Source organism: Clostridium transplantifaecale (assembly GCF_900626075.1).
In the GTDB taxonomy this organism is placed as follows: Bacteria; Bacillota; Clostridia; order Lachnospirales; family Lachnospiraceae; genus Otoolea; species Otoolea transplantifaecalis.
In genome coordinates, this window is sequence record NZ_UYZY01000002.1 from 681,779 (window position 1) to 707,933 (window position 26,155).

Sequence of the window (26,155 nt, forward strand, 5' to 3'; positions counted from 1 at the left end):
AGTAGGAATATGAATTATAATTAACATTATGCCTTTGAATATTAATGGGTACAGATGCAGTTTTTTTACAGGCTGTATTATAAATTTTCAAGATGTTTCTGTAGCTCAGCAGGATAGAGCGTCCGCCTCCTAAGCGGAAGGCCAGCGGTTCGAATCCGCTCAGGAACGTTTTAACAAAACGCTGAAAACTCGATGTTGTGGGTTTTCGGCGTTTTGTTTTTGGGCTGATCTTTCTAATTTCTATTCTGTGTCGGATTACGTATCCTTTATAGTAGTCAATTGTGATGTGTCCAGGGCATAACTTACAAAGAGATATTCAGTGCCGCGGATGTACTGACAAGGGGGCAAACGGCGTTTCTCGGAAGATTGCGGATGGGATAAAGTCCGGAACCATATGGAAAAATTATTTATCCCAAATAGAGGAATGGTCTTATAACTTCAAGATAAACTGCATTGTATAAAGTGCGTCATGCAAAATCTTGCAGTCATAGCATGGTTATAAAGATCCGCTGTGCACCGTAAATCGGCCGCGCATCATTTTTATCAGTCAGCGTATAGCGTACATAGATTTCCAATCCATCCTCCGTGGTATTGACTTTATAATCGTCTGTCTGGATCACAAAATCTGTTTCGACAGAAAATACTGCATACTTTGTAATCGTGGCGTTCCGCAGATCAAAAAGCATATCGCCGGTGATTCCGCCGGTTCGGTGTAACAGCATAGATTCTTTACCGGCATAGAGTCCGTTCTTAGTAATCGCATTGCTTGCATAGTCCGTATATGCAAGCAGGTGCGTATCGCCGTCTAATCTGTATTCTCCTGTGGTTTGCCAGTGATTTTCTTCGCCGTTTATAACACTGACAATCTCGATACTGACTTTTTTAACATCATTTTTCATGTTTTAATTCAACCGGCAAGCGCCATTATCGCAGCCGGAGGCCTCCTCATCTTCAGATGCATTCAATTCTTCCAATGCCTTTTTAAATATGTCCTCGGAACGGGCGCCAACAACTTTAACTTGTTCTTCAATAATAAATGTCGGAACACTGTCCACGCCATATTTTATTCCCTCACGCATATTATTTTCCAAAGCTTCGGCATACTTTTTGTTGTGAAAAGCAGCATGAACTTCCGCTTCTGTAATACCAACCTTTCCTGCAGTGTCAACAATCACCTGGTCCTCTCCAATATTTTTTCCGTCCTTGAAATAAGCCTGCCACATAGCTGATACAAACGCCTCATTTTTTCCAATCTCTTTCGCATATTCGCCTACCAGTAAAGCCTTTCTGGAATTGGGAAGAACAGTTAAATGAGCAAAGGATAGCCCATACTTTTTACCGCGTTCCCGTAAATAGTCAAACATTTCGTCACTGCCCGGAAATTGTTTTAAAAGGTCATTTCCCTCAGGGGCAGTATCGGGATGCAGCTCAAAACCAATATGGTCAATTTCAATGTCATAATCCTCTTTTAAATTCTTCACAACTGCGTCACCCAGATAACACCACGGGCAAATATAATCTGTAAATAACTTCATTTTTATTTTCTTTTTCATGTTCGTTTACTCCTCTCGGTAAATTGTTCTAATGCCTTTTTCGCCCACATAGGATCTTTAAATATAGGGCGACCCACACCAATCAGATCGGTTGCGCCGTCAGTCAAAAATGCTTCCGCCTTATCAAGCGTTCTGATCCCCCCGGTCAAAATGACCGGAATGGAAATATGTCGTTTCAATTCAGTCGTAACATCGGCAAACCAGCCTTCCTCTGTTGTATGCCCAGGAAGATTAAAGCCATATAAACCGCCGGAAACATCCAAAACATCGATACCGGCCTTTTCAAATTCCTGTGCGGCGATCATACTGTCCTTTATCGTTGTGCCTCCTGCTTCATAGTCACAGGCGCCCAGGCGAAGAAATAGGGGATATTCTGTGCCGACTTTATCCCGGACAGCTTTAACTATTTCCAAATGAATTTTAATCCGCCCCAGCAGATCTCCGCCATAATCATCCCGGCGATGATTGAAATAGGGAGAGTAAAACTGGTTTAACAAATAGCTGTGTGCAGAATGGATCTCTACCCCGTCAAATCCGGCTTTTTGCGCGCGTTCTGCTGCATCCGCAAAATCAGAAATGATGTTTTTGATTTCCGATTTTGAAAGGGGATGTGAGTTTTCCCGTCCATCTCTGCTTGCTAATGCAGACGCGCTGACCGTCTCACAGCCTGTAATGCTTTTGCTGGCTGCCACTCCTGCATGATTGAGCTGTAACACCGCTTTTACTCCGTTTTTTTGAATGGTTTCTGCAATTTTTCGGAGCCCGTCTATGGTACTGTCATCAGCAGCGGATAACTGATACTCACTGGCCTTTCCCTGCTGTGATACGAAGCTGTGTTCAACAATGATCAAAGAAAGATATCCATCGCGCGCCCTGTCATCGTAGTAGCGGATCAATTTTTCATTTACTTTGCCATCTGCATTTGCCATTCCTGTTCCCATTGGCGGAAATATTAAGCGATTTTTTAATGTCAGATTTTTAACTTTTAATGGGGACTCTAAAATAAACATATTGTCACCTGACTTTCTTGTTTTTTATTATGTTTTAAATTATAATGAGTATGTGTTCATTATGCAAGAACGCACAATAAAGGTAGATACTATCCATTAAGAGAGTATGAGGTGATCCTATGGACGAAAAAATAAAATTTCCAGAAGAAACAGTAGATATAAAACCTTTTGACTATGCGATTTCTGTTATCAATGGTAAATGGAAAATGCACATTTTGTTTTGGCTTTGGAAGCAGGAAACCATGCGTTATTCAGAAATCAAGCGTGCTCTTGGAAATGTAACGCATAAAATGCTTTCTAATACGTTAAAAGAACTGGAAGCCGACGGACTAATCATCCGCCACGAATACCCGCAGGTTCCGCCCAAAGTTGAATATTATCTTTCTGAAAAAGGCTATTCGCTTTTGCCTGTAATTCGTTCAATATGTAAATGGGGTCATCTTCAATTGGGCGAACCACTTCCACCAGACCAGGAATAAATATTAAAAAGCAGAAAAACAATAATTCTTGAAAATTGAAGATTTCCTACTTGATTTTCGGAATAGCAGGAGTAGCACTCCTCCTTAAATTCATACTTATAGAGCCGGGCGGCGGTGGTAAGATACCGTTTCCAGCCGTCCACGTCCCGCGTTACCTCGCGGGTGGTTTCACTTGCCAGCTCGGAAATGAGCTTGAGATTGCTTGCCATTTATGAATGACCCCTTTCTAATTGAAAAAGACCCATGATGGACGTTTTCCCGTCTGTCATGGGTCTTGATTGGTGTCTTACTGCTTATCTTTGATTTCCGACAAAAATTCGGTGCAAAGGAACTGCTTGAGTACTTGTTGGTTGTTCCCTTCAAATATCTGCCTGAATCCGGTTCCTGCAGCCATGCCGTATAATAAGGCCGTCCGGCGTTCCATGTCCCCGATAAGGCATGAAAGCGTCAGACAGCGTTCCGGTCCGGGAATCTGGCCAGAGATTTCTTCTGTCAGTGCATGGAACTCCTCCCGGTAGGCATTGTACTCCGGCTCCTCTCGCATTCCCTCCAATATCATTTGGTCTAGTTCATCTAACATCATGCATACCGTATCATCAAACATTTCCTTCATCGTACCCCTCCTCGTTTTCCCTGGACTTGCCCGGCTACATAACATATTACTTCCTCTGGGGTAGGGATTACTCCTTTGCGAGGTACACGTCGCTGGTATGCTGCAATCACACCGCCGTCATTTGGTGTGTTTTTGTATGCAGCGTCAACCGCAATCTGAATTTCTGTTCTCACTTCCGACAAGCTGACCTTGTTTTCCCTTGCAATCCTTCGGTAAAGCCGCCTCATGCTCATTGTATCTCTCCTTTTCTCCACTTTGTAGAATTAAAATCAATATCGTATCAGATTATAGGGAATTATATTCCCTGCCCAATGCTAATTGATAATTCATTTCCCTAACAATCAATACCTCATGGAATACAATGATATAAAAAGGACGGTAATCACATGAATGAAGAATTTTTCCGGCAGAGGCTGGCACAACTGCGGAACCAGAAAGGCGTATCAGCAAGGGACATGAGCTTGTCGCTGGAGCAGAGCGAGAGTTATATCAACAAAATTGAGAATGGGAAAGCATTTCCCTCCATGCAGATTTTCTTTTACATCTGCGACTACTTCTCCATATCGCCAAAGGATTTCTTTGACGATGGGGTTCAGAATCCACAGCAGATTCAGGCGGTGGCGGACGATCTGAAAACGCTGGACGATGGTCAGATTGCGAGTATCGCGGAGATTGTGCGGGGCCTAAAACGATAATAAGCAGAAAAGCCCGGAGCGGGACAGTCATGAAAAACTGTTCCGTTCCGGGTTTTTGACATTCATGCCGCTATTCACTGTCCCCGTCCAGTCCACCCCAGGGTTCCATACCCATTTCTTCCCACGTCACGCCATAGGGAGCGCCGCCGGGGGTGTATCCGGCGATAAAGAAAAAGGTGTCGTCAGAATCGGGGTAACGGTCATAGACGGCCTGTTGTTTCCGTTCTTCACGTTTCCGGCGCGCCGCTTCCTGTCGGAGCTGTTCCGACCGCTGCATGACGGCCAGCTTTTCCGGTGGGATTGCGCCGATCTCGCCCAAATCCCGCAGCGCGCAGGCAGGGTCTACCCCAAATTTCTTCCGATAGGCACGGACAAGGTGGCTCCCCGCATAGGTCGGCACCCACGCCCGCGCCTTTTTAAGGCGCGCTTCCCGGCGTTCCGGTCTGGGCTGTTTTTTCTTCTGCTTCGGCATAACTCACTACCATTCCTTGAATATGCGTCTTTTACCAATAGGGCGCAGTAAAATCAAATCGACAAATGAGAAATTATTGGTCTATTATTCGAAATCAATTCTTTCAATTTTGAAAATTACTGGCCTTGTTCCATCCGAACAGCAAGTAATCATTTCATTTTCATTCTTCATCCAGCCTTTCATAATGGAGCCACCTTGCAAACCAGTATAAATATAACGAGAAATCGCATCCCAAGCCTCGGAACAGAATGGCATTTTGGGTCCACCTGCAACAGTATCAGCGTCTCCATCGGTTTTAACCAGCGTGTTCAGTCCCATGTGCCAGAAGTCATCCCGTTCCTCATCACGGTAAAAAACAAACTCGTCGCCTACATTGTAGCAAGGGCAGATACCTGACGCGGGGTCAGCACAATACTGGTGCTGTATTTCCGGGTACAACTTCTTATCCAAAACTGTTACTTTTACTTTATGTTTCATATTGTTTTACCTCCACATATTTCGATTTATAAAATAGCCAATTACTAAAACCATTGTAGTACATAGCATGGATTATCGCAATAAAATTACAAAAACCCAGCGACAAGCACACGTCCTATCGCTGGGTTTGGTTATCCGCAAAATTAAAATAATCGCAGGCGAAATTATGTATTAAGTAGCAAAGAGGCAAGATAGCGTTCCTACGGATATTCGTATTCCTGGCGTAAGGTCATTACTTTTTCCCAATCACGCTCCTCGCGAAGCACCCTGAGAACATGAATTTCCTTTGTGAATCGCATGAGCTGCCGAGGCGCCGGTTTCCAGAGTCTCCTCCAGACCGTTTTTTTGTTGTCCTTCCATTACATACGATCCTTTCTGTGGGGAGGCTGCGGCAGTTTCTTCACAATGGTTTCGTTATACGCAATAGACCCGTCCGGCGCCATGTAGGGATTCTTTTCAACGGTATCAACGGCATACTGCTTATACCAGGACGTACCATCAGCCGCCTGCACCGTGGAATACGCGCCCTGGGGAGCCGCATATTGCGCCGTATGGTACATTCCGAAGGAAATGCCTTCTGGATTTTCCTCGGAAACCTCTGTGCCGGTAATCCTTCCGCCTCCGATTTGCACATTGGAAAAGGACGGAATATTCTCCGCGCCGGCCTCCAATGCGGCGTACCCCATATAGGATTGAAGAGCCTGCGCTGCCTTTTCCCCGCTCATGGAGCCAAGAGAAGGGGTATTCCCGGTAGCAACCGATCCGATGACATTGTTGGCAAATTCACCGCCGCTTTTAACAGACGAGTTGTAAAGGTGCCCTCCAAGACCGCTGGAAGCCGCAGCTACAAGACCGCCCAATCCTCCGGAACTGTGTGAATTTGAGCTGCTGTCTGTGTGAGAGGTCGCTGTCTTGACCGCGCTGTTTGTGACTTTACGGCTGACTACTCCCGCAAGCCCTCCGCCCATAAAGGTACCGGCTCCCGCCGACTCCTTTTGCCGCAATCATAGCCTCAGCCAGCATATTGCCGCCGGTATGCCCGACGTTTACCCCTAAACTCGACATGAAGGAGTCGATTTTCTGGGATACCTTTAAAAAGGCAACGGCACACAGGAACCAGACTAAAACATTTCCTGCCACGGCCTCTTTTCCGGCAGCATCGACCTGGGCCTGCACATCGCTCTCCGTGATGGCGAAAACCGGCTGGCAGAACAGACAGGTCAGCAGGGCTGCCAGAAATGCTGCAAACAGGATTTTATGTAATCGTTTCACTTGTTTTCCTACCTCCTTACAAAGAAAGTGGGTTGGCGATAAAAGAACCAACCATACTGGTAAATAACCGCAGGCACCAGGCATTCATGACCAGCAGAAAAATCTGCCCGCCAAACATCCGGCACCAGGATTTGAAGATATTTGATGTGTTCTGCGACGCGCCCATGGCAAAAGCCACCGGTGCGGTATAGACAAGTACACCAAGTAAAACATAGCGTTCCGCCGCCTCGAAAAGCAGCTTCAGATAATTCCACGCCAGAATAACCACCAGAATCAAGGTGATTAAAGCAACCGCGCCATTGGCGCAGACGCCGATAATAGCAAGCATAGCGGAATTGAAGTCTGCAAAGCTGAGAGCCGGCAGTTCTGAGTCCATAATCCACTTATAAGGGGTTCCCCCAATTTTCAGGACAATATCGACAATGCCATCTGAAAAATATGCCAGTGTGATAAACAGGACAGAGCGGATACACAGCTTTACCGGATCTTCGGCCTCCAGACCGATGCCGAGGCCAAAGTTCTTAAAAAGCTGCCACACCAGATTCAACAGGATCAAACCAATGGAAAGCGCTACAAATACCTTGTACATTGTCTCGGCAGCGGGGAAATAGCGGAGAAAAACGGTCATATCACAGCCCAACGCCCCCAAAACCGATGTTGTTATCAGATCCAGACCGTTCATGACCTGTTCCGCCAGCCATTCTACAATGCCATCTAAAATGCCCATGCAATCACTCCCTTCTTAATCCGGGCATCCGGGGCCGTTCTCAGCCTGTCCATTTTCCATCCGCGAAGAACGGAGTGATATACGCCATAATAAAACCCAGTCCATTAAGGACAATCCAGGAAATGCAGATCCGTTTCAGCCACGCCCTGCTTTCATCCACCGTTTTGCCGCTTCTTGAAAAGTTCATCATGAGCAATGCCACGGAAGCTGTTACAATAGCCGCCACGGTGGAGATAAGGACAATCTGGTTATACACGTCCTGCATAATTTCTCTGGCCTTTGTCCACACATCTGTCGCGGCGAATACCGGCTGGCAGTACATAACGGACAGCGCCATGCAGAGAACCGCACATTGCGCCAGTCCGGCGGCAGAGAACCGGCGCGGACGTGCCTTCTTAGGTTCAGGCAGGGTCTTGGGACGGGAATCAATAGTTTTTTTCAATTTTGTTGATCTCCTCTTTTTTCTGTGCTAAAAAGAAGAACCACATCCGATTCTGTCAGATGTGGTTCCTTGCAGCCATAGGCTGTCCGGGCAGAAAAAAGGCGCCGGAAACACGGCGCAGATTTCTGTCCTATTTGGTTTTGGGTGTAAGTTTGAGCATACTTAGTTTAACATATATGGATTTGCGGCGAAAGAGCAGAAGTGTGCCAATGTTATATCTGTTCTGTGCCAATATTGTGCCGATTATCCAGACATTTTCTTTTGAAATCATAAAGGCGTTTTTCTTGACATTTTTCGGAATAAGCGTTAATATAATCTTAGCTAAGAAAGCTGTTATGTCCATTGGACAGACGAAAACCCCTGGAGTGCTGGCTCTGGGGGTTTTCTTGCTCGTTAAGGTGAGCTGCTCCTTCTAGGCTGGTGCTGTCTATTCATCCCCATCCAGCCATTTGCAAATGTAGTAGCTGGCCACACCTGCTATTATGGAGATTAAGAAAGCTGCTATGTATTCCATTGGACGTCACCTCCTTTCTGCTGGAGGTTCGACAGCATACATAGCATATCATAGTAATTCTGATTTATCTACTGTTTTAATGCAAAAAAGGCGTTTTAAGACGAAGTCGCCGCACAGCTTATAAATGATTAAACAGACATTTTATTTACCGGAAAAAGTGTTGTTAATATATCCAAGCTGTCTTTTGAGGTATAGCCCCACAAGATAGAGCTGAGTGCGTCAATCGCTTCCCGGCGCCGGCGGTAATAGGTCCTGAAACTGATATCCCGGATATGGGGGCGCAGTTTCTCAATAATCTCCTCCACATTCCGAAGCTGCTGCGGGGAAAGATAGGTGTAATACAGTAGCCAGTAATAAGCCTCCCCGTTTTTGTGCTTATTTCTTAACAATTCGATTGCAGAGTCCAACAGCTTTAACATTTTATAGCTGTGCTCTATGCACTTGGCATGATGTTCAATGCTGCCCCCGGACAGATCGGCCCCTGCCAGGTATACGGAGTCCAGAAATTCCTCAATGGAACTGCCAAACTCAATCTCAAACCGGTTCCTGACCTGCTGAACCGACAGTTCCAGGCTCCAGACCACATCACGGTATTTTTTAGCAGTTTCCAGGTATCGTGGTATAACGGATCATCAATCATATCTATCTCTTTATTCTTTCCCATAATCAAAATCTCCTTTATTATTTTCGCAAGGTGAGAGTGTAAGCTTAAATGTACGAACCGGTCTGTCCCCACAGAGAATCGCCAGCCCGAACCGGTAGGCGTATTCCTTACGCGCGCGGATATAATACTCACCCATGCAGTCGTCAGATAAGGGATATAACTTATATCTGGAATTGGGACATTCAAAGCATGAAATTCCTTGTGCAGACAGGACTTCTGCCATTTTTTGAATAATAATTTCAATGTGCTGTTTTGAAACGCTGTCAAGCTCGTCTGAAACACAGATTTCATGTTCCGGAGTGGATTCATTTTCCAAACTTTCTTTTTTCGGAAGTTCTAATTTAATATTAAGAATCATTGCGACCTCCTCTTTGTCAATCATTACATCGGATATCTGGAACATGGTGGATAGGTAGCTTTGCAGATAAATTACGCTGCCGTGGCGTCCGGGAAATGTCATGAGCGATATGTATTCCCGGTCAGACAGTCTTTTTAAAATTCTCCCTACTGTAGCTTTGGACAATCCCCACCGCTCCGCCAGTTCGTTATAGGACACCAGTGGATTTCCAGTTCCATTTCGCATATAAACCACTGGGCCGACTTCTGAACCCTCCACCTGTTCATCGTTGTAAATAGTAGAGAGCCATAGATCCAGGATAATATCCATCTCCGAGCAGCGGCCGGTACTGATAAGCTCTGCGGCTGTGGAAACCGGCATGAAGAAAAACCCGGTATCTTTCTGACAGGGGCAGTTGTAATCCAGTACAGTATTGTGTTTCTTCCAGTCCCGAATTTTGTATTTGATGACCTTTCCGCGGCCAAGCGGCAGGAATGAGATAAGGTGCATGTCCTGCAGGTTTTCTAAAATGTTCAGTGCCTGGCATTGAAAACGGGTACGGAACCACTGGGATAATTCCTTTACGGTACAGACCCACTCGCCGGGATAGACCGTGTAGGAGATACCGTCTATACGGCGGTATGAGGTACGGAAGTTTGCATAGCAGCATAGTACCGTAAAATAAAAAAGGCCGGAGTCTCCGTTTAAACGGAGATTCCGGTCATTCATCAAACTATGCACAAACTGCCGATAAATCCGGCAGCGAGGATAGTCTACGATTTGTTTGATTTGAAATTGATATTCGGACATAAAACCTCCTTGCAACCATTATTTTTTCGTAATATAATAAAAGAACAAAATTGAACTTAAAGCTTTCAATTTTGCTCTTTTTGAAAAAATGCTAATAATCTGCTAATAACACCACAAGATACTATTAGCTTTTCTGTGGAAGCAGGAACTCTTATGAGGAAAATAGACGTTCGAATTGCTTGATTTTATTGGACTTAGAGAACTCACATGGAATACGCTGTACCCCTGTGGAAACGTCGATTTTAACTCCTAAGCGGAAGGCCAGCGGTTCGAATCCGCTCAGGAACGCCAGTAAATAATGCCGAAAACCTTGAAGTTACCAGGTTTTCGGCTTTTTTTGTCTGTTAAGGTGAGACGTTCCTTATAGGCAATCTTTAGGCCGGCAAAGTCAAAATTTTTCGCCCTCCTCAGCTACGCTTCTACCAGGTATTTCGTCTCAAATTCATCCGCCGTAACAGGCTGCGAATAATAATATCCCTGTATGTAATCGCAGCCCATCCCGGTGAGTTCCCTAACCTGCTCGGCGGATTCAATTCCTTCGGCCACTGTTACCATCCGGAGCTGCCTGGCCATTTTAAGGATGTTGGCAACAATGATGTGCTTGCGCCTTTCATTCGTCTTATCACGGAAAAACATCTGATCCAGTTTGAGAATATCTAAAGGAAGGGCCTGCAGCACATTCAGCGAGGACTGTCCGGTCCCAAAATCATCCATGGCGCAAAGAAAGCCGTTGTCCTTCAGCCTTTTAATGATTGCTGCAAAGTATGACACATCCTCCACAACTACACTTTCTGTAAATTCCAGTTCTATAAGGCCGCTCTGAATTTGATAGCGGTTTTTAATGGAACAGTAGTACTCGATGAAATTCGGCTGAAGCATGGTAATCCTTGAAACATTGACCGAGAGGATAAGCTGTTTTCTAATCCGGGGGAGAATTTTATTCAGGTACATGCAGACATGTTCAAACATGTAATGGTCTAAATCCACAATAAATCCGTTGCGTTCAAATAAATCCACAAATTCTCCCGGCATTGCAATTATAGTTCCATTTTGCTGCCAGCGGACCAGTACTTCGGCCCGAATGGACTGGTCCGGGGCAGCGCGGGTACAGAGCTGGGGCTGGAAAAACATCTCGAATTCTTCTTTTCGGATGGCCTCGTGCATGTTGGCCACAAATTCCATTTCCCGCATCTCTTTTTGCCGCATGGTATCGGTATAGAAGCCAAGGTGGCTTCCGGGCATAATTTTAATGTTTTTTTGAGCCATATTGGCCCGGTTCATCATTTCACCAATTTGGCAGCAGGAGTTATTATCGATTAGATAAACACCGCAGGCAAGTTCAATATGATGGCGTTTTTGATAAAGTTCCGGGTAATCTGATATATGGACAGACATTTCCCTGAAATTCTTTTCCAGTTCGGACGGCTCATTATCATAGTAGAGAAGATAGGCCAGTGTATCCCCGGAAATCCGGCAGAATACTTCACCCTCACGGCAGACGGAGGCCAGATAATCACTCCAGTATTTAAGAATACAGTCCCCTGTATCATATCCATAAGCTTCATTGATAAATTTGAATTTCTTTATATCACAGTAGTGAAGGGCGTATTTACGTCCGGAATTGTTGTTTAAAATACGTTCTGCTTTTATTTTAAACCCTTCAAAATTCAGACGGCCAGTCAAGGGATCAGTATATTGGATTTTTGCTTTTTCTTCCTGAATCGTTAATCTCTGCACCGAGGCCGCAATATAGTCTCCCAGTACTTCCAGGAGGAAAAGAGACGTCAGGCGCTTTTTCAGGTTGCCCAGGCAAATCAGCCCTACCAGGCGTCCCCGGCAGATAATCGGAGCCAGACATAAATTGTGAAGTCTGTATTCTGACAGAAAACGGTAGCTTTCAGGATCACGGTCCGCAAGTTCATCCACGGAACGGATCAGAATCAGCTTATTATAGCCGATCAGGCGCTCCCAGCGTTTAAGCAGCCGGGAATCCAATTGGTCGATATAGGGAATGCCCGTACCGCAGCCGCATTTTGAGAAAAAACGTACCGTCTCGATAGCCGTAAAGGAACGGATAAAACCGGTATCAGCCTCAAAATAATTTTTTAAATCTTCCAGAATCAGCCCAAATGCTTCCTCCGGCGGTTCCTGTTTCAGAAGACAGCGCATCCAGTGCATCATCAGGTTCTGTTGGTTTGCATTTTCAATCAGCACTTTTTTTGCCTGTTCCGGATTGGTAATGTTTAATGCGACTTCGATGCGCATTTTACGTCCATTCCAGTCAAAAAGCCGATCTTTGATTAGAAAATTTTTTTTTGCTGCCTGATTGCAGTGTTCCCAGATATAATACTGTTCCGTGGTAAGCAGGGAGCTGGTACAGAATGGACAGGGAGAGCTTCGGTTTTGAAGCAGTTCATAACATTTTCTTCCTCTGCCGCCTTCAAGTCCGCCGCCATCAGCAACGCCTCTGCTGATAAGGCAGAGTTCGTAGGTTTTCGGATCACTTACGTAAAAAATGTCATCCGGATCATCCAGCATGGTTATTTCGCTGAAGAGGACGGCATATCTGCGCAGCAGAGTTTCAAATTTATCTATTATCTCCTGATGTTCCTGTAGCATGTATTCCACCTTTTCTTTCCCGGAAAAATTCTGAGCTTGCTGATGCGCCGGGCGCGTCATGTGGAAACCCGGGCATAGCAGGCTGACTGTGTTGATGACATAATGGTGATTATGCCATCAGGCAGAACAATTTAAGATGTTCTTTGTTATATGGGAAAGAGACTTTTGTAGAAAAATCATAGTATCCCAGGTAAAAAGGCACCAAAACAGACCGGAATGATTTTACTTATTCTATGCCGGTCTGTTTTGGTGCTTTATAAATTTTTACATACGGAATTCCGGATCATGATCAGCGGTCGGATATTGGAAGATTGTAATTTCCCTCCTCTTATGATAATATGATTATATGTAAATTTATCCGAATGAAAAGCGGCATGATGGCATAATCACCATTATGTTGCTTTTTTACGTCACGCTCAGGACGAGCTGCATAAGAGCCAGTTGTTTTGCATGTTCTTCCCCGGAGTCCATTGTATAAATACGGGTGGTTGAGATATTAGCATGTCCGAGCAGATCCGCCAGCCTGGATAAATCTTTTTCCATGGAGTAATAGGTTCGGGCGAACAGATGGCGCAAGTTGTGGGGAAATACTTTTCCCGGTTCCACACCGGCGCTTTGACAGAGGGATTTCATGTCTCTCCAGATATTGTTTCTGTTTAACGGCTTTCCATCCCGGGTGCAGAAGATGGGGCCTCGTGTGATATTGTTTTCCCTGCAATAGGAACGCAGGGCGCGGCAAAGTTCTTTTGTCAGGAATACAACGCGGATTTTACCCTTACAGTCCACCTCGGCGCGTCCTGTGTACAGTGAATTCACGGTAAGGTACCTGAGTTCTGAAACGCGGATGCCGGTGGCGCAGATGCTCTGCATTAAAAGGGAGAGCCGACGGTTGCCTCTTGATTCCGCAGCCTGTACAAGACATACATATTCCTCCCGGGTCAAAACCTTTTCGGGTTTCAAAAATATTTTGCGCTGCATTTTGACTGGTTTTACTTTACAGAGCGTTAAACCGCAGAAGTCCAGATAGCCGTTGACTGCCGCCAGCATGGAGTTGATACTGGCAGGCCGGTGGCTCTCGGCCAGACTCTCTTTCCAGCCCAGTACGGCTGCCTTATCGATTTCTTTCCCGCTGAGATAAAGAAAAAACGCGCGAAGATCGCGGATATATTTTTCTATGGTATTAGAGCTGCGTTCCTGTTCGTGCAGATAGGATGCGTAATCTTTTAAAGATGCCGGAGATACGGCTTGATGCATAAGAATATTTGTGTCATGTTCCATCTTTTTTACTTCCTCTCTTCGGTTTGATATTTGTTATTTTACCGAAAATAAGGTGATATAATACCCTGAAAATTGAAAAATTAAAAATTCCATATCTTACCACTATCATCCATCGGAAATATTAATATGAGGAATTAAAACAGAAAAGAAAGAAAAAGACTATGCGCCGTTCTAATAACAGCGCATAGCCCTTTTCTAATTTGATTGATACGTTTAACAATTCAGACATTGATGCAGGGTAAGCAGCAGCTCCTCCATCTGTATGGGTTTAGAGAGATGTCCGTTCATGCCATTTTGCAATGATTTGCGGCTGTCCTCGCTGAAAGCGTTGGCCGTCATTGCGATAATCGGTATGGTGCGTGAATCCTCGCGTCCCATGGTGCGCAGCCGTTTGGTGGATTCGATGCCATTCATAACCGGCATATGGATATCCATCAAGATGGCATCATAATAAAAGGTGTCATGGCTGGCGAACGTCTGGAGGGCCGTTTGACCGTTTTCTGCTGTTTCCACGATAAAACCGTTCATCTCCAGGAGTGTCTGCGCTATTTCACGGTTCAGTTCGTTGTCTTCAACGATTAGGAGGCGTTTTCCCTTAAAGCAGTCTGACCGCATATTCTGCAGCTGTTTCTTTACCACCGGCAGAACATTGCTGTAGGGAAAGCTCAGGGTGAAGAAGAATTCCGAACCACGGCCGGGTTCGCTTTTTACTTTCAGCATTCCGCCCATCATCTGGACGAGACGGCTTGAGATGGCAAGGCCAAGTCCCGTCCCTCCGTATCGGGATGAGGTGTCTCTGGCAGCCTGCTCGAACGCATTGAAAATATTCTGCAGCGCTTCCGGAGCAATTCCGATACCTGTATCGCTTATCGTAAAATGGAGAGTCAGGCAGTCCATATCCTCCTGAATCGGTGTCACACGCAGGGTAATATGACCTCCGGGTTCCGTAAATTTGACCGCATTGCCAATAATGTTTAAAAGGACTTGTTCCAGGCGGAGTTTGTCTGCCAGGAGAGGCCTGTTATTTTTATAGTCATTAAAAATATTAAGGTGCAGATTCTTTCCCTTGGCCTGAGGGAGCATCATCCCTTTTACTGAGGAGATAAGCGCCGCCAGATCAATCGTCTCGGGATTTAGTTCCATTTTACCGCTCTCAATGCGGGACATATCCAGGATATCATTAACCAGATTTAATAAATACTGGTTGGAGGTGTCAAGTTTATCCAGACATTCCAAAACCTTTTCCCTATTGCCGGCCATGGATCGGGCAATTGCAGTCATTCCGACGATGGCGTTCATCGGAGTTCTTATCTCGTGGCTCATGCGGGACAGAAAGTCAGTTTTTGCCTGGCTAAAGGCATCAGCACGGGCTTTCATGACAAAGGAAGGGACGATTTTGCCCATCTCCGCCAGGACACGGCGCTGTTCTTTCGTCCAGGTGTAGTTCTCCTGGCTGACTTCGAATCCGAGGGCGCCGATAAATGTGCCATGATTCCAGATACCTGCATGGAGGCAGGATGGAAACGGAGATATCTCTTTATTTGGACATGAACCATACAGACCGTCCGAACCGTAGCAGGAGGCAGCCGTTTCATAGCTTCCTTTCGTTATATAAATCGGTTTGTTAAGGTGGAGGAACGACTTATCCCTGGCCCATTGGTAGGTAAAATGGCAGGTCAGGAATGCAGGATCAATCTCCAGCAGTGACACACGGTCCAAATGATAAGTTTTGCCCATCCTGGCAAACAGCAGAGATACGGCATCCTCCAGATTACTTGCTTTGCCGAGAAGATCCAGGGCAAAGGAGATCAGGTTTTCCCCACGTTCCGAGTCTTCCTGCTCAATTGTATTGACGATATATTTTTCCGTATACAGATTGGTCAGCATCACACCGAGTTCGTTGGATGTATCGAGATAACAGGCGGCATGTCCACGGCAGTTCTCTTTCACATACTTCAATGTGCTCTCTGCACAGCGGTAGAGGCCGCTGTATTCGTTGACCACCTCGGTGGAGCACATGCCGATGCTGACGGAGATGGGAGTGGAGCTGTCCGTCTGGGCCAGAAGATTTTGCACCTGTTCTGCGATGTGCGGGCCGATCTCAGTGGCCTGCTTTTTATCACAGTTTTTTATGAAAAGCATAAATTCGTCGCCGCCGAGACGGATTTGGAAATCCTGTTCGGCGGTTGATGTCCGGAGGATGTCAGCCACTTCCAGCAGTACGGCATTGGCAAATGCTGTCCCTTCCTCCTCATTGAGCCGGGAAAAATTATCCATATCCAGGAGCATGATGACACAGTTCTCTTCGACAGGTTTTGTCTGCATATATTCCTGGGCAAGTCTTGTACCTGATTCCTTATTCCAGAGTCCTGTCAGGCTGTCCCTGGATCTGGCTTTTTCCAGTGCTGAGGCCATGTCTTTTTCATTTGTTATATCTTCTATAATTCCAACAACGAAATCAGGCTTTCCCTTTTCATCCCAGCTTACGGTTGACATAATGACGCGGCACCATACACCTGTACTGGTCAGAAACTCGGAATTAGCCGTTCGGCTCCCCTGGTGGATGGCATCATACATCTGCCTGCAGACGGTGTGGAAAGCGGGCGGGACGAGATGCTCAAGAAAACTGTCGGGCATTCTGTCATAACGCCCGTTACAGTGATAGTATTCGCAGGTACGCTGCGGAATTACACAGCTGCGGATATCGGGATAATAGTAGAATTCACAGATGGAGGTGTGTTCCAGCGCTACCTTCAGAATCTCATTGCGGGCCTCAAGCTGGGCCGACAATCTATGGTTTTGGAGAATTGCCTGTTTTTCATGATCGGCGGTAAAGAACACACTGTGGTTTAACAGATCTTCCCCGATGTAATCATTCTTGATGGAGGAGGTATCACGCAGGATGCGCGGATCAGATACATGGAGTGAGGTGATTTTCCAAACATCATCCCTCTGCGCACAGGAAGCGCTCAAATGTGCTTTGAGAGTGTAGGACGGTCCGGCTGGAACGGGCCTCATCAGCTTCAGGTCCGACATGAAAACAGCGTGATCGGGCGAATCTGCCACCTCACATGGCTGAACCAGTTCGGTTATATACGGATCGGGATCACAAGATATTTCTTTTTCGAGAAGTTTTTCCACCTCCCGGATTCCGCAGAGAGCAATGTCGTTCCCAACACCGATCCACAATATATGATCCGACAGAAATGAGAGTGCGCTTTCTATATTCCGGTGTATTAAATAAGCATCTAAAAAGTCCCTGACGGTCTTTTCGGCTTGGCCTTTTCGTTTGTCCATTCATATCCTCCCAAACCTAAAGCAAAGTGGCTTCGGGCTGTGTCGTTAGCGGGCTTTTCAGAGTGTCAAAATCAAATCTTTTTCTGTTTTAACAATACCATTTATATGACTATTTTGCAACGGATATCAGCCCGTGGGAGAGGAATAAATTTTTTTAGTTCGCCATTAAGGAAATGAGAAACTAATATTAATAAACTGGATCATCAAAATATCCGCGGGCTTTTTTTGTGCCAATATTTCTTTCGGTTTAAGCACAGTAGCGGAGTGTTTCGACATAACCCCATAGGCAGGGAAGAATCAAAAATCTATATTCTGCACACTAAGTAAGTGATAAACTGGGCGGGAGGCTGATTTTTTCAACATTGAAATCGATCATTTGCCGCAGTATACGCTTGCCGCCGATCAAAACATCCATTTCTTTGGCGGAGAGAGACGCCTACTAATAAGGACAGAAGAGGAAATTTCAACCACCTAATAATACTCGACTTATGTTTCATAATGTGGTAAAGTTATATAGTGCGACTTGATACCGAATGAATGATTGGAATGTTTAGTTATGGGACAGTATATTGTATTAGACTTGGAATGGAATCAGAGTCCTCTTGGGAAAGACGGCTCGATGGACCGGCTGCCGTTTGAGATTATAGAGATAGGCGCGGTCAAGCTGAATACGAGCCTGCAGATCATATCGGAATTTCACCGCCTGATCCGCCCCAGGGTATATCGGCAGATGCACTTTAAGATATCCGAAGTAACCCATATGTCCATGGAAGAACTAAACATGGAGGGCGAAGAATTCGGAAAAGCCATGGAAGAATTTCTGGCCTGGTGCGGAGATGATTACAAATTCTGTACATGGGGTACCATGGATCTGACGGAGCTTCAGAGGAATATGGTGTACCACGGGCTGGACATACCTTTTAAGATGCCGCTGCTTTATTATGACCTTCAGAAGATCTACGGTCTTATCAAGGGGGACAAACGCAAGGATTCCCTGGACACGGTTGTAGAGGAGCTGGGTATTGCGGAGGACAGGCCGTTTCACAGGGCGTTGGACGATGCGTACTATACGGGCCGTATTATGGCTGAGATGGATTTTTACAGCATGGTGGAATACGTTTCCGTGGATTATTACAGACTGCCGGAGACGGAAGAGGAAGAGATTTATTTGGAATTTCCGGGGTACGCAAAGTTTGTATCCAGGACTTACGATACAAAAGAGAAGGTGCTGGAAGAGCGAAGGGTAACCGACATGGTCTGTTATAAATGCCACCGCACCCTCAGGAAAAAAATAAGGTGGTTTTCTTCAAACCAGAAGTTCTATTTCTGCCTTTCATATTGTCCGGAACACGGCTATATGAAGGGGAAAATCCGCATGAAGAAGTCGGAGGACGGCAGCGTCTATGCAGTAAAGACGACAAAGCTGACCGGCGAGGAGGGCGCAGCCCTTATCATGAAGAAGAAGGAAGAGGCGAAGAAGAAACGTACGGAGAGAAATAAAGCCAAACGTGCGTATAAACACGATTCGGAAGATGAATGGCAGCAGTGATGCCGGTTTAGATGAAAAAGAGAAATACGCAGGCGGGAATATATCAGGATGATATACTCCCGCCTTTTACATCATAGGAAAAGGCTTCTATGATATAAAAAGCCCTCCGGGTGGGAACGCACTGTGGGGAGAATCCCTTTACGGGAATCTTTTCATATTCCCCTTGCCATGCCTGTCAACACCGGATAAAATAAAAACAGATGATAAAGTGCGTGAAAGGGCTGAGGAAATGACGAGAAAAATTACGATGGCGGACATAGCTGAGATGGCGGGTGTGGCAAAAAGCACGGTGTCCCGGTATTTTAACGGCGGTTATGTCAAGCAGGAGACCAGGGAACGGATCCAGGAGATAATTAAAGAATATAATTATGAGCCCAATACATTTGCCAGATTGAACGCCAGGGAAAGCAATGTGATCGGCGTGGTGGTTCCCACTCTGAATTCCAAGGTGACGAGCCGTGTTATCACAAGTATTGACCGTTATCTGAGAAACCAGGGATATGAGACGTTAATTAAGAACTCGGATCACGACAGTGAACTGGAGATTAAGAATATCCAGCGGCTGATCAGCCTGAATGTGGACGGCATCCTGTTCAGCGCAATTACCCTTACAAAAGCGCACAGGAAACTGCTTGCAGACTGCGGGATTCCTGTTGTAGTCCTCGCTCAGGATTGGGAAGAGGGAATTGCCGTCGTAGACGACGACTACAGCGCCGGCCGCCGGATGGGGGAATACATCGGTAAAAATCATCCGCAGCAGGTGGCTTATATTGGCGTCGGTGAATCGGATGCGGCCGTGGGGATTCAGAGAAAGAAAGGGGTACTAGACGGGCTTAAGTCCTGCGGAGTGCCAAAACCGCTGGTTGTAACTGGAGACTACAGCTATGAGAGCGGTCAGGAGTCAATGAAACAAATTCTGAATTCCGGTCCTGTGGATGCGGTTATCTGCGCAACGGACCGGCTGGCATATGGTGCATACCGTGTTCTGCAGCAGGCGGGTCTGCGGATTCCTGAGGACGTGTCGGTCGCCGGATTTGGCGGCTATGATGAGAGTGAGCTTTTGAGTCCGGAACTGACGACGCTCAAGTTCGATTCCTACGCTATGGGATATCTGGGCGCGGAGACGCTTTTGAAAATTATAAAGAGGGAACCGGTTCCAAAGAAGCAGGTTGTAGGATATGAATTTATCTGTGGTAATAGCGTGAGAGCGGATGAAAAATAAGGGGCGGCGGAGGAGGACAGACAGGGGAAGATTTTTTGGCTAGTCTTCGGCGCTGGCTACGAGGAGGCGAGCCGGAAAACGGCGATGGAAAGAGTTCTGATCCAACCGTGCTGGATGGTAAAAAAAGTATTCTGAGGAGGAAAATTCTTAGAATACTTTTTTGATTGGCTGCTTTAGCGACTAAAATTGTATAAACTGCACAAAAATAAGAGAGAAAATTCTACATCCAAACATGGAATCGGTTCCATAAACTGTATTGACTTTAGGGTGGAGATGAATTAATATTAAAACATGGAACCGATACCACAAACAGTTGCAGAAAAGGGGTTATAGTTATGAATTATGAGAAGATTGCCAGTGAAGTAATCCGTTATGTAGGCGGAAAGGGGAATATCAAATCGGTGGCGCATTGTGCGACCAGACTGCGTTTTCAGTTGAGGAATAATGAACTGAGGGATGAGGATGCCCTGGGCGGTGTTGAGGGCGTCAAAGGAGTTTTTCTGACTCAGTCACAGTTCCAGATTATTTTCGGTTCAGGCACCGTTAATCTGGTGTGCCAGGAAGTCCAAAAGCAGTTAGGGACCGCGGAGGAGAGCGGGGATGAGGCGGAAGAAAAGACGGAGAAGAAGGGGAATCCGCTCCAGCGCTTTGTGAAGATGCTCAGTGATATTTTTGTTCCGATTATTCCCGCCATTGTGGCCGGCGGTCTTTTGATGGGACTTAATAACCTGCTGACCTCCGGTCTGTTCCACGGACAGTCGGTGATTGAAATGTATCCTCAGTGGCAGGGGCTGGCAACGGCGATTAATACATTTGCCAGCGCACCATTTACCTTTCTGCCTGTCCTGATAGGATTCAGCGCGACCAAGAAATTTGGCGGCAATCCGTTTCTGGGAGCTGCCATGGGAATGATCATGGTTCACCCGGATTTGATGAACGCCTACCAGATAGGAGTGGGAACCGCACCGGTCTGGAACATATTCGGACTGGACATTGCGGCTATCGGCTATCAGGGAACTGTACTTCCGGTACTGGCGGTATCCTGGATTCTTGCCAATCTGGAAAAACGGCTTCACAGAGTTACACCGTCCTGGCTGGATAATCTGACAACCCCGCTGCTTTCTATTCTGGTTACATCATTTTTAACTTTTATCTTTGTAGGTCCGCTGCTCCGCGAGGCAGGAAACATTCTGGCAGCAGGCATTACATGGCTTTATAATACACTTGGGCCGGTCGGCGGCGCTCTGTTCGGGCTCGCCTACGCGCCAATCACATTGACCGGTATGCATCACAGTTTTATCGCGATTGAGACACAGTTGATTGCAGACAGTGTGCATACAGGCGGAAGTTTTATTTTCTCGACGGCAAGTATGAACAATGTAGCTCAGGGCGCCGCTGTGCTGGCCGTTCTGATGCTGACAAAGAACGAAAGAATGAAGTCCATCTGTTCCGCGTCAGGAATCTCCGCACTTTTGGGAATTACGGAACCGGCCATGTTCGGTGTGACTCTTAAGTTAAAATATCCATTTTACGCGGCAATAGCCGGATCGGCGGTGGGCAGCGCTTATCTGGCCTGGACGAAGACACTGGCACAGGCTCTGGGAGCCGCCGGTCTTCCGGGATTCATTTCCATGAAACCGGATCACTATCTGAATTTTGCAATAGGGCTGATTTTATCTATGGGCGTCTCCTTCCTGCTGACAATGTTCTTCTGGAAAAAGTATGGCATGGGGCAGGCAGAGGCCGCCGGGGAGAATGGCGGACAAAAGAAAGCTGAGGATAGGGCGGCTGTAGTAGACGGCATGGCTGTAAAAGGTACAGAGGAAGAAGCAGCCGTATTGGAGGCATCAGAAGAAGAGAGAAAAGAAAGCGTTCTGGAACTTTATGCGCCTGTAAAGGGAGCTGTCATACCGGTAACTGGTTCCGACGATCCGATGTTTGCGTCAAAAGCGCTGGGAGACGGTGTTGCGGTTAATCCGGCTGACGGAACGGTCTATGCACCGTGTGACGGAACAATCAGTCTGCTGTTTCCGACAAAGCATGCGGTTGGCATTACTTCCGATGCCGGAATTGATGTGCTGATTCACGTGGGTATTGATACGGTCCAGATGAACGGGGAAGGTTTTGAGGCATTTACCGAACAGGGAGCAAAGGTAAAAAGGGGCGACCGCCTGTTATCGTTTGACCTCGCCCTGCTGAGAGAAAAAGGCGTCAATCCGCAGACTATGATGATTCTGCCGGAGGCTGGCGGAATTGAACTGGAAATCATGGAGTTTGATGCGGCAAAGCCGGAAAACCGGGTTGCTGTAATCAGTAAAAAGTCAGAGGTTTAAGATGGAAAAATATCAGAAAGTATATAGGTCAGACTACGAGCAGTGGTATAGAGACAACAGGAATTACAGGGAAAAGGTAAAAAATGCTCCGGGCAGGCTTAAATACCACCTGATGCCGGAAACGGGCTGGCTGAATGACCCGAACGGCCTCTGTCAGAAGGATGGTACTTATCATATTTATTATCAGTATACGCCGTTCGAACCAACGGGGGAGATAAAGCTCTGGGGACATTACGCTACAAAAGACTTTATCCACTATGAGGACAGAGGACCATTTCTGTTTCCCGATCACGACTATGACGCCCATGGCGTTTACTCGGGTTCCGCTTTTGTTGAAAACGGAACGATTCATTACTTTTATACAGGAAATATCAAACTGTTTGACCGGGATGATTACGATTATATCACTGCCGGCCGTGGAAGCAATACACTCCATTTCACCAGCAGGGACGGTGATGCGGCGGGAGCGAAGGAGCTTATTTTTACAAACCGGGATTATCCGCAGGATGTAAGCTGCCATGTGAGAGATCCTAAGGTGTTTAAGAGAAATGGCGCTTACTATATGGTTCTGGGAGCCAGGGACAGAGAAAGCCGCGGACTGGTTCTTCTGTACCGCTCAGATGACCTGAAAAACTGGAAATATTATAGCCGAATTACGACAAAAGAACCGTTCGGATATATGTGGGAATGCCCGGATTTATTTGAACTGGACGGACAGCTGTGCATGCTCAGCTGCCCGCAGGGAGTCGGGCCCCAGGGGATCGACTATCGGAATGTGCATCAGTGTACGGTAATGCCTCTCAGCTGCGACTTTGAGCGTAACAGCTGCGAAATCGAGGAAGAAAAGATTCGGATGGTGGACAGAGGCTTTGATTTTTACGCGCCTCAGACCTTCTGTGACGAAAAAGGGCGCAGGATTCTGATAGGATGGATGGGAATTCCAGATGCCGAATATGGCAATCCGACAGTGGAAGACGGGTGGCAGCACGCCCTGACTCTGCCAAGGGAGCTTCATATGAAAGATGGAAGGCTGATACAGACGCCGATTGAGGAACTTAACATGCTCCGCAGTGAGGGATACAGTTATGAGAGTAAGGAAGAGCTGAATGAAGCGGGTGAAGAACAGCTGGTATTTGAGGCGGAGATTTGCTTTCATTCCAGCAATGATAATTCCTGCGATGATACGGTGATAGAGCTGAGAAAAGGAACAGAACTTATCTACAGCCGCAGGGACGGATTGTTGACACTTTCTCTGAAAGAGGGGGGCTATGGCCGGACGGAAAGAAGCGTGAAGGTGGAGGCGCTTAGGAATCTGCGGATTTATTCCGATACAACTTCCCTGGAGATATTTGTCAATGACGGAGAAGAGGTATTCACGACAAGAGTATATGGGAAAAGGGGAGGTTTCCGGATAGATGGCGGATGCAGTGCAAAGGTCAGAATTTACCGGATGAATTCCTTTATAATCGACAGAGAGCCGGGACGGCCGGAGGCGGAGAAACAAAAAGGTCTCTGCGCCATAGGAGAAGCGCTGATCGATTTTATTCCCGAACGCAAAGGACAGCGGTTAAAGGATGTGACGGCCTTCAAACGGGCGGCCGGAGGGGCACCGGCCAATGTGGCTGGGGCGGTCAGCCGTCTGGGACTTCCGGCCAGGCTCCTGACCAAGACAGGAAATGACGCTTTCGGAGACTATCTGATTGAATGTTTCACTGCGGCCGGGATAGACACAAGCTTTATAAAGAGGGACAGTATTAAAGAGACACCTCTGGCATTCGTCTCTCTGGCGGAGGACGGGAATCGGGATTTCCAGTTTTACAGAAAAAACAGCGCGGATTTATTTTACTCTCCGGAAGAGGTGACGTCGGAGGTTCTGGATGGCTGCGGGATCCTGCATTTTGGCAGCGTGGATCTGGTGGAGTCACCAATGAAGGAGGCCCACCGGAAATTAATCCGCATGGCGGCTGATAAGGAGATTCTGATTTCATTTGATCCGAACCTGCGCCTGTCGCTTTGGAAGGATGATGTGAAATTGAAAGAAACCGTACTGGAATTTATGCCGCAGGCGGATATTGTCAAGATTTCAGAGGAAGAACTGGAATTTATTACGGGCAAAACGGAAATCAAAGAGGCGCTGCCGGAGCTTCTCCAGGGGAAAACCAGGTGTGTCCTCTATACACGCGGTAGAGACGGGGCGGCCGCATATACCGAGCAATGGTCGGTTTCACGTCCAGGGCTCAGGGTTGAGGCAAGAGATACGACCGGAGCCGGTGACTCCTTTACCGGTGCATTTCTCTCACGGCTGCTGTCTTACGGCATTACCGATATAACGGAAATATCCATCGGACAAATGGAGGACTTCCTGGACTTTGCCAATGCCTATGCGGCCCGTACAACGATGGCAGAGGGCGGACTTACGGCAATGGCATCGAAGCAGGCGTTTGAAGAGTGGATGAGACGGAAATAAATTATCGTGCAGAGGAGGGTATCTCCCCGGCCTGTTTATGGCCGAAGAGATACCCTCCTCATTTGAATTTATTTACGTTTTTTATGCAATTTTATTTCAGCACGCCAATCTCTTTATAATATTTAGCGGCGCCGTCGTGAAGAGGCAGGTCTGCAATGTCTGTGATGGCATCCTCTGCCTTTAAGCCGGTCATGGAGCTGTTGCTTTCAGCCAGCTTGTCAACGTTCTCCCAGAACGTTTTTGTCAGATCGTAAACAGTATCTTCGTCCAGATCGGCAGTTGTAAACATAACCATCTTGATGGCCGTTGTCTGGATATCGGAATCCTGGCCGGAGTAGGTGCCTGCCGGAATGGTAAATTTGGCATACCAGGGGTACTGCTCCTGGAGAGCTGCAATCACATCATCGCCAATATTCAACACTTTTGCATCGGCGGTGGAGGTGGCCTCTGTTACGGCTGAGTTGCCGAGAGCGGCCATGATCCAGGCACCGTCAAGCTGTTTATTTCTCATCATGTCTACTGCTTCGGTGAAGCCGATATTTTCGATTTTGATATCGTCCGGGTAGGTGAGTCCGGCGGCTGTGAAATGGTTTCTGGATTCTCCCTCTGTGGAGCTTCCTACTGCGCCGCTGGCAAAGTGTTTGCCTTTTACATCGGTCAGGCTGTTGATGCCGGAGGCTCCGGTAACTACGACCTGGTTTGGATTGTAGTAAAGGCCTGCGATTACGCGGAAGTTTTCATTCTTGCGGCCGTCAAAAGTGCCGGTTCCCGTATAGGATTCGTAGCAGTTGCTGCTGATGGCGATACTCACCTGAGCTTCTCCGTCCGCCAGCAGATTCAGGTTCTCAACGCCGCCGCCGGATGCCTGGGAGCTTGCTTTCACATAATCAAGCTGTGTACTCCAGAGATTTGTAATTGCAGCACCCAGCGGGTACAGGGCGCCTGTGGTGGCAGCTGTCGGAAAATTGATTGTTACGGTATCTTTTTTGTCACCAGCGGCTTTTTCGTCACCAGCCGCTGCGCTCTCGCCGGATTTGGCCTCTTCCGTCTTTGCTGGTTCCTCCTTACTGCTGCTGGAAGAACCGCAGCCGGTAAGCATGGCTGCGCCCATGGCAATGCATAAACCCATGGCTAATACTTTTTTCATTGATTTTTTCATCTCGTTTTCCCTCTCTTTTTTACATTTTTCCTTGCATAATATATTAATTTATTTATTAATATCTGAATTGAATGCCGTGAAAAGCCAGGCACCGGACAAAATGAGGCCGGTATAAATCAGGCCGAGTATGAATCAGGCCGAACACTGGAACAGGCTGAACACTGAA

22 protein-coding genes and 1 tRNA gene are annotated in these 26,155 nt (G+C 46.8%); 7 read left to right on the forward strand and 16 right to left on the reverse strand.

Translation table 11 applies throughout. The features are described from left to right. The first annotated feature begins 94 nt into the window (after nucleotides 1–94). A tRNA-Arg gene (locus EJL91_RS08795) sits at nucleotides 95–168 on the forward strand. Between the two features lie 317 nt (nucleotides 169–485). Here EJL91_RS08795 and EJL91_RS08800 read toward each other — a convergent pair. Genes EJL91_RS08800 through EJL91_RS08810 form a run of 3 tightly spaced genes read right to left on the reverse strand, consistent with a single transcriptional unit; the run spans nucleotide 486 to nucleotide 2,563 of the window. Then, nucleotides 486–899 carry a DUF1934 family protein gene (locus EJL91_RS08800; protein WP_125141566.1) on the reverse strand — a complete coding sequence of 138 codons (414 nt, stop codon included), beginning with the start codon at nucleotides 897–899 and terminating at the stop codon, nucleotides 486–488. Nucleotides 900–902: 3 nt separating this feature from the next. Beyond that, nucleotides 903–1,553, reverse strand: a complete 651-nt coding sequence (locus tag EJL91_RS08805) for a DsbA family oxidoreductase (protein ID WP_125141567.1) — start codon at nucleotides 1,551–1,553, stop codon at nucleotides 903–905. After that, the gene (locus tag EJL91_RS08810; protein ID WP_125141568.1) at nucleotides 1,550–2,563 is read right to left on the reverse strand and encodes an NADH:flavin oxidoreductase; all 1,014 of its coding nucleotides are present in this window, start codon (nucleotides 2,561–2,563) and stop codon (nucleotides 1,550–1,552) included. The genes EJL91_RS08805 and EJL91_RS08810 overlap by 4 nt, the downstream gene beginning before the upstream one ends. Nucleotides 2,564–2,682: 119 nt before the next feature. Between EJL91_RS08810 and EJL91_RS08815 the strand changes: the two genes are divergently transcribed. Next, nucleotides 2,683–3,042: a winged helix-turn-helix transcriptional regulator gene (locus EJL91_RS08815; protein WP_125141569.1), complete on the forward strand. Its 360-nt coding sequence runs from the start codon at nucleotides 2,683–2,685 to the stop codon at nucleotides 3,040–3,042. A gap of 286 nt (nucleotides 3,043–3,328) precedes the next feature. On the opposite strand, the gene EJL91_RS08825 is transcribed toward EJL91_RS08815, so the two are convergent. Further along, on the reverse strand, nucleotides 3,329–3,655 hold the full coding sequence (locus EJL91_RS08825; RefSeq protein WP_125141571.1) for a hypothetical protein: 327 nt from the start codon (nucleotides 3,653–3,655) through the stop codon (nucleotides 3,329–3,331). Nucleotides 3,656–4,041: 386 nt separating this feature from the next. On the opposite strand from EJL91_RS08825, the gene EJL91_RS08835 reads away from it, so the two are divergent. Then, on the forward strand, nucleotides 4,042–4,350 hold the full coding sequence (locus tag EJL91_RS08835; protein WP_125141573.1) for a helix-turn-helix transcriptional regulator: 309 nt from the start codon (nucleotides 4,042–4,044) through the stop codon (nucleotides 4,348–4,350). Between the two features lie 70 nt (nucleotides 4,351–4,420). Here the strand turns inward: EJL91_RS08835 and EJL91_RS08840 are convergent, their stop codons facing one another. The 11 genes from EJL91_RS08840 to EJL91_RS08885 all read right to left on the reverse strand — a co-directional run bounded on the left by EJL91_RS08840 (nucleotide 4,421) and on the right by EJL91_RS08885 (nucleotide 17,259). Continuing rightward, nucleotides 4,421–4,822: a hypothetical protein gene (locus EJL91_RS08840; protein ID WP_125141574.1), complete on the reverse strand. Its 402-nt coding sequence runs from the start codon at nucleotides 4,820–4,822 to the stop codon at nucleotides 4,421–4,423. Nucleotides 4,823–4,906: 84 nt separating this feature from the next. Further along, nucleotides 4,907–5,299 (reverse strand): TIGR04076 family protein, encoded by a 393-nt coding sequence (locus EJL91_RS08845; protein ID WP_125141575.1) that lies wholly within the window; start codon nucleotides 5,297–5,299, stop codon nucleotides 4,907–4,909. A 359-nt stretch (nucleotides 5,300–5,658) separates the two neighbouring features. After that, nucleotides 5,659–6,267, reverse strand: coding sequence for a hypothetical protein (locus EJL91_RS08850; RefSeq protein WP_423243432.1), 609 nt, complete (start codon nucleotides 6,265–6,267; stop codon nucleotides 5,659–5,661). Then, on the reverse strand, nucleotides 6,233–6,571 hold the full coding sequence (locus tag EJL91_RS25355) for a hypothetical protein (RefSeq protein ID WP_423243433.1): 339 nt from the start codon (nucleotides 6,569–6,571) through the stop codon (nucleotides 6,233–6,235). Before EJL91_RS25355 ends, EJL91_RS08850 begins: the two co-directional genes overlap by 35 nt. Before the next feature lie 16 nt (nucleotides 6,572–6,587). Then, the gene (locus tag EJL91_RS08855) at nucleotides 6,588–7,298 is read right to left on the reverse strand and encodes a hypothetical protein (protein ID WP_125141576.1); all 711 of its coding nucleotides are present in this window, start codon (nucleotides 7,296–7,298) and stop codon (nucleotides 6,588–6,590) included. A gap of 40 nt (nucleotides 7,299–7,338) precedes the next feature. Further along, on the reverse strand, nucleotides 7,339–7,740 hold the full coding sequence (locus EJL91_RS08860; protein WP_479723353.1) for a fimbrial protein: 402 nt from the start codon (nucleotides 7,738–7,740) through the stop codon (nucleotides 7,339–7,341). A gap of 642 nt (nucleotides 7,741–8,382) precedes the next feature. Further along, complete coding sequence (locus EJL91_RS08865) at nucleotides 8,383–8,838, reverse strand: hypothetical protein (protein ID WP_479723354.1); 456 nt, start codon at nucleotides 8,836–8,838, stop codon at nucleotides 8,383–8,385. A 66-nt stretch (nucleotides 8,839–8,904) separates the two neighbouring features. After that, nucleotides 8,905–10,065, reverse strand: coding sequence for a MarR family transcriptional regulator (locus EJL91_RS08870; RefSeq protein ID WP_125141577.1), 1,161 nt, complete (start codon nucleotides 10,063–10,065; stop codon nucleotides 8,905–8,907). Nucleotides 10,066–10,476: 411 nt separating this feature from the next. Further along, on the reverse strand, nucleotides 10,477–12,684 hold the full coding sequence (locus EJL91_RS08875; protein WP_164516785.1) for a sensor domain-containing diguanylate cyclase: 2,208 nt from the start codon (nucleotides 12,682–12,684) through the stop codon (nucleotides 10,477–10,479). Between the two features lie 405 nt (nucleotides 12,685–13,089). After that, a complete protein-coding gene (locus EJL91_RS08880; RefSeq protein WP_243125286.1) occupies nucleotides 13,090–13,962 on the reverse strand; it encodes a tyrosine-type recombinase/integrase in 873 nt (290 codons plus the stop codon). A gap of 213 nt (nucleotides 13,963–14,175) precedes the next feature. Beyond that, the gene (locus tag EJL91_RS08885; RefSeq protein WP_125141579.1) at nucleotides 14,176–17,259 is read right to left on the reverse strand and encodes an ATP-binding protein; all 3,084 of its coding nucleotides are present in this window, start codon (nucleotides 17,257–17,259) and stop codon (nucleotides 14,176–14,178) included. 556 nt (nucleotides 17,260–17,815) lie between these two features. Here EJL91_RS08885 and EJL91_RS08890 point away from each other — a divergent pair. The 4 genes from EJL91_RS08890 to EJL91_RS24885 all read left to right on the forward strand — a co-directional run bounded on the left by EJL91_RS08890 (nucleotide 17,816) and on the right by EJL91_RS24885 (nucleotide 24,830). Further along, nucleotides 17,816–18,808 carry a 3'-5' exonuclease gene (locus EJL91_RS08890; RefSeq protein WP_125141580.1) on the forward strand — a complete coding sequence of 331 codons (993 nt, stop codon included), beginning with the start codon at nucleotides 17,816–17,818 and terminating at the stop codon, nucleotides 18,806–18,808. Nucleotides 18,809–19,037: 229 nt separating this feature from the next. Continuing rightward, the gene (locus tag EJL91_RS08895) at nucleotides 19,038–20,030 is read left to right on the forward strand and encodes a LacI family DNA-binding transcriptional regulator (protein WP_125141581.1); all 993 of its coding nucleotides are present in this window, start codon (nucleotides 19,038–19,040) and stop codon (nucleotides 20,028–20,030) included. A gap of 335 nt (nucleotides 20,031–20,365) precedes the next feature. Further along, the gene (locus EJL91_RS08900; protein WP_125141582.1) at nucleotides 20,366–22,363 is read left to right on the forward strand and encodes a sucrose-specific PTS transporter subunit IIBC; all 1,998 of its coding nucleotides are present in this window, start codon (nucleotides 20,366–20,368) and stop codon (nucleotides 22,361–22,363) included. A 1-nt stretch (nucleotide 22,364) separates the two neighbouring features. Continuing rightward, a complete protein-coding gene (locus EJL91_RS24885) occupies nucleotides 22,365–24,830 on the forward strand; it encodes a sucrose-6-phosphate hydrolase (protein WP_243125287.1) in 2,466 nt (821 codons plus the stop codon). Nucleotides 24,831–24,921: 91 nt separating this feature from the next. Here the strand turns inward: EJL91_RS24885 and EJL91_RS08910 are convergent, their stop codons facing one another. Then, nucleotides 24,922–25,989 carry a TAXI family TRAP transporter solute-binding subunit gene (locus EJL91_RS08910; protein ID WP_125141583.1) on the reverse strand — a complete coding sequence of 356 codons (1,068 nt, stop codon included), beginning with the start codon at nucleotides 25,987–25,989 and terminating at the stop codon, nucleotides 24,922–24,924. Between the last annotated feature and the right edge of the window lie 166 nt (nucleotides 25,990–26,155).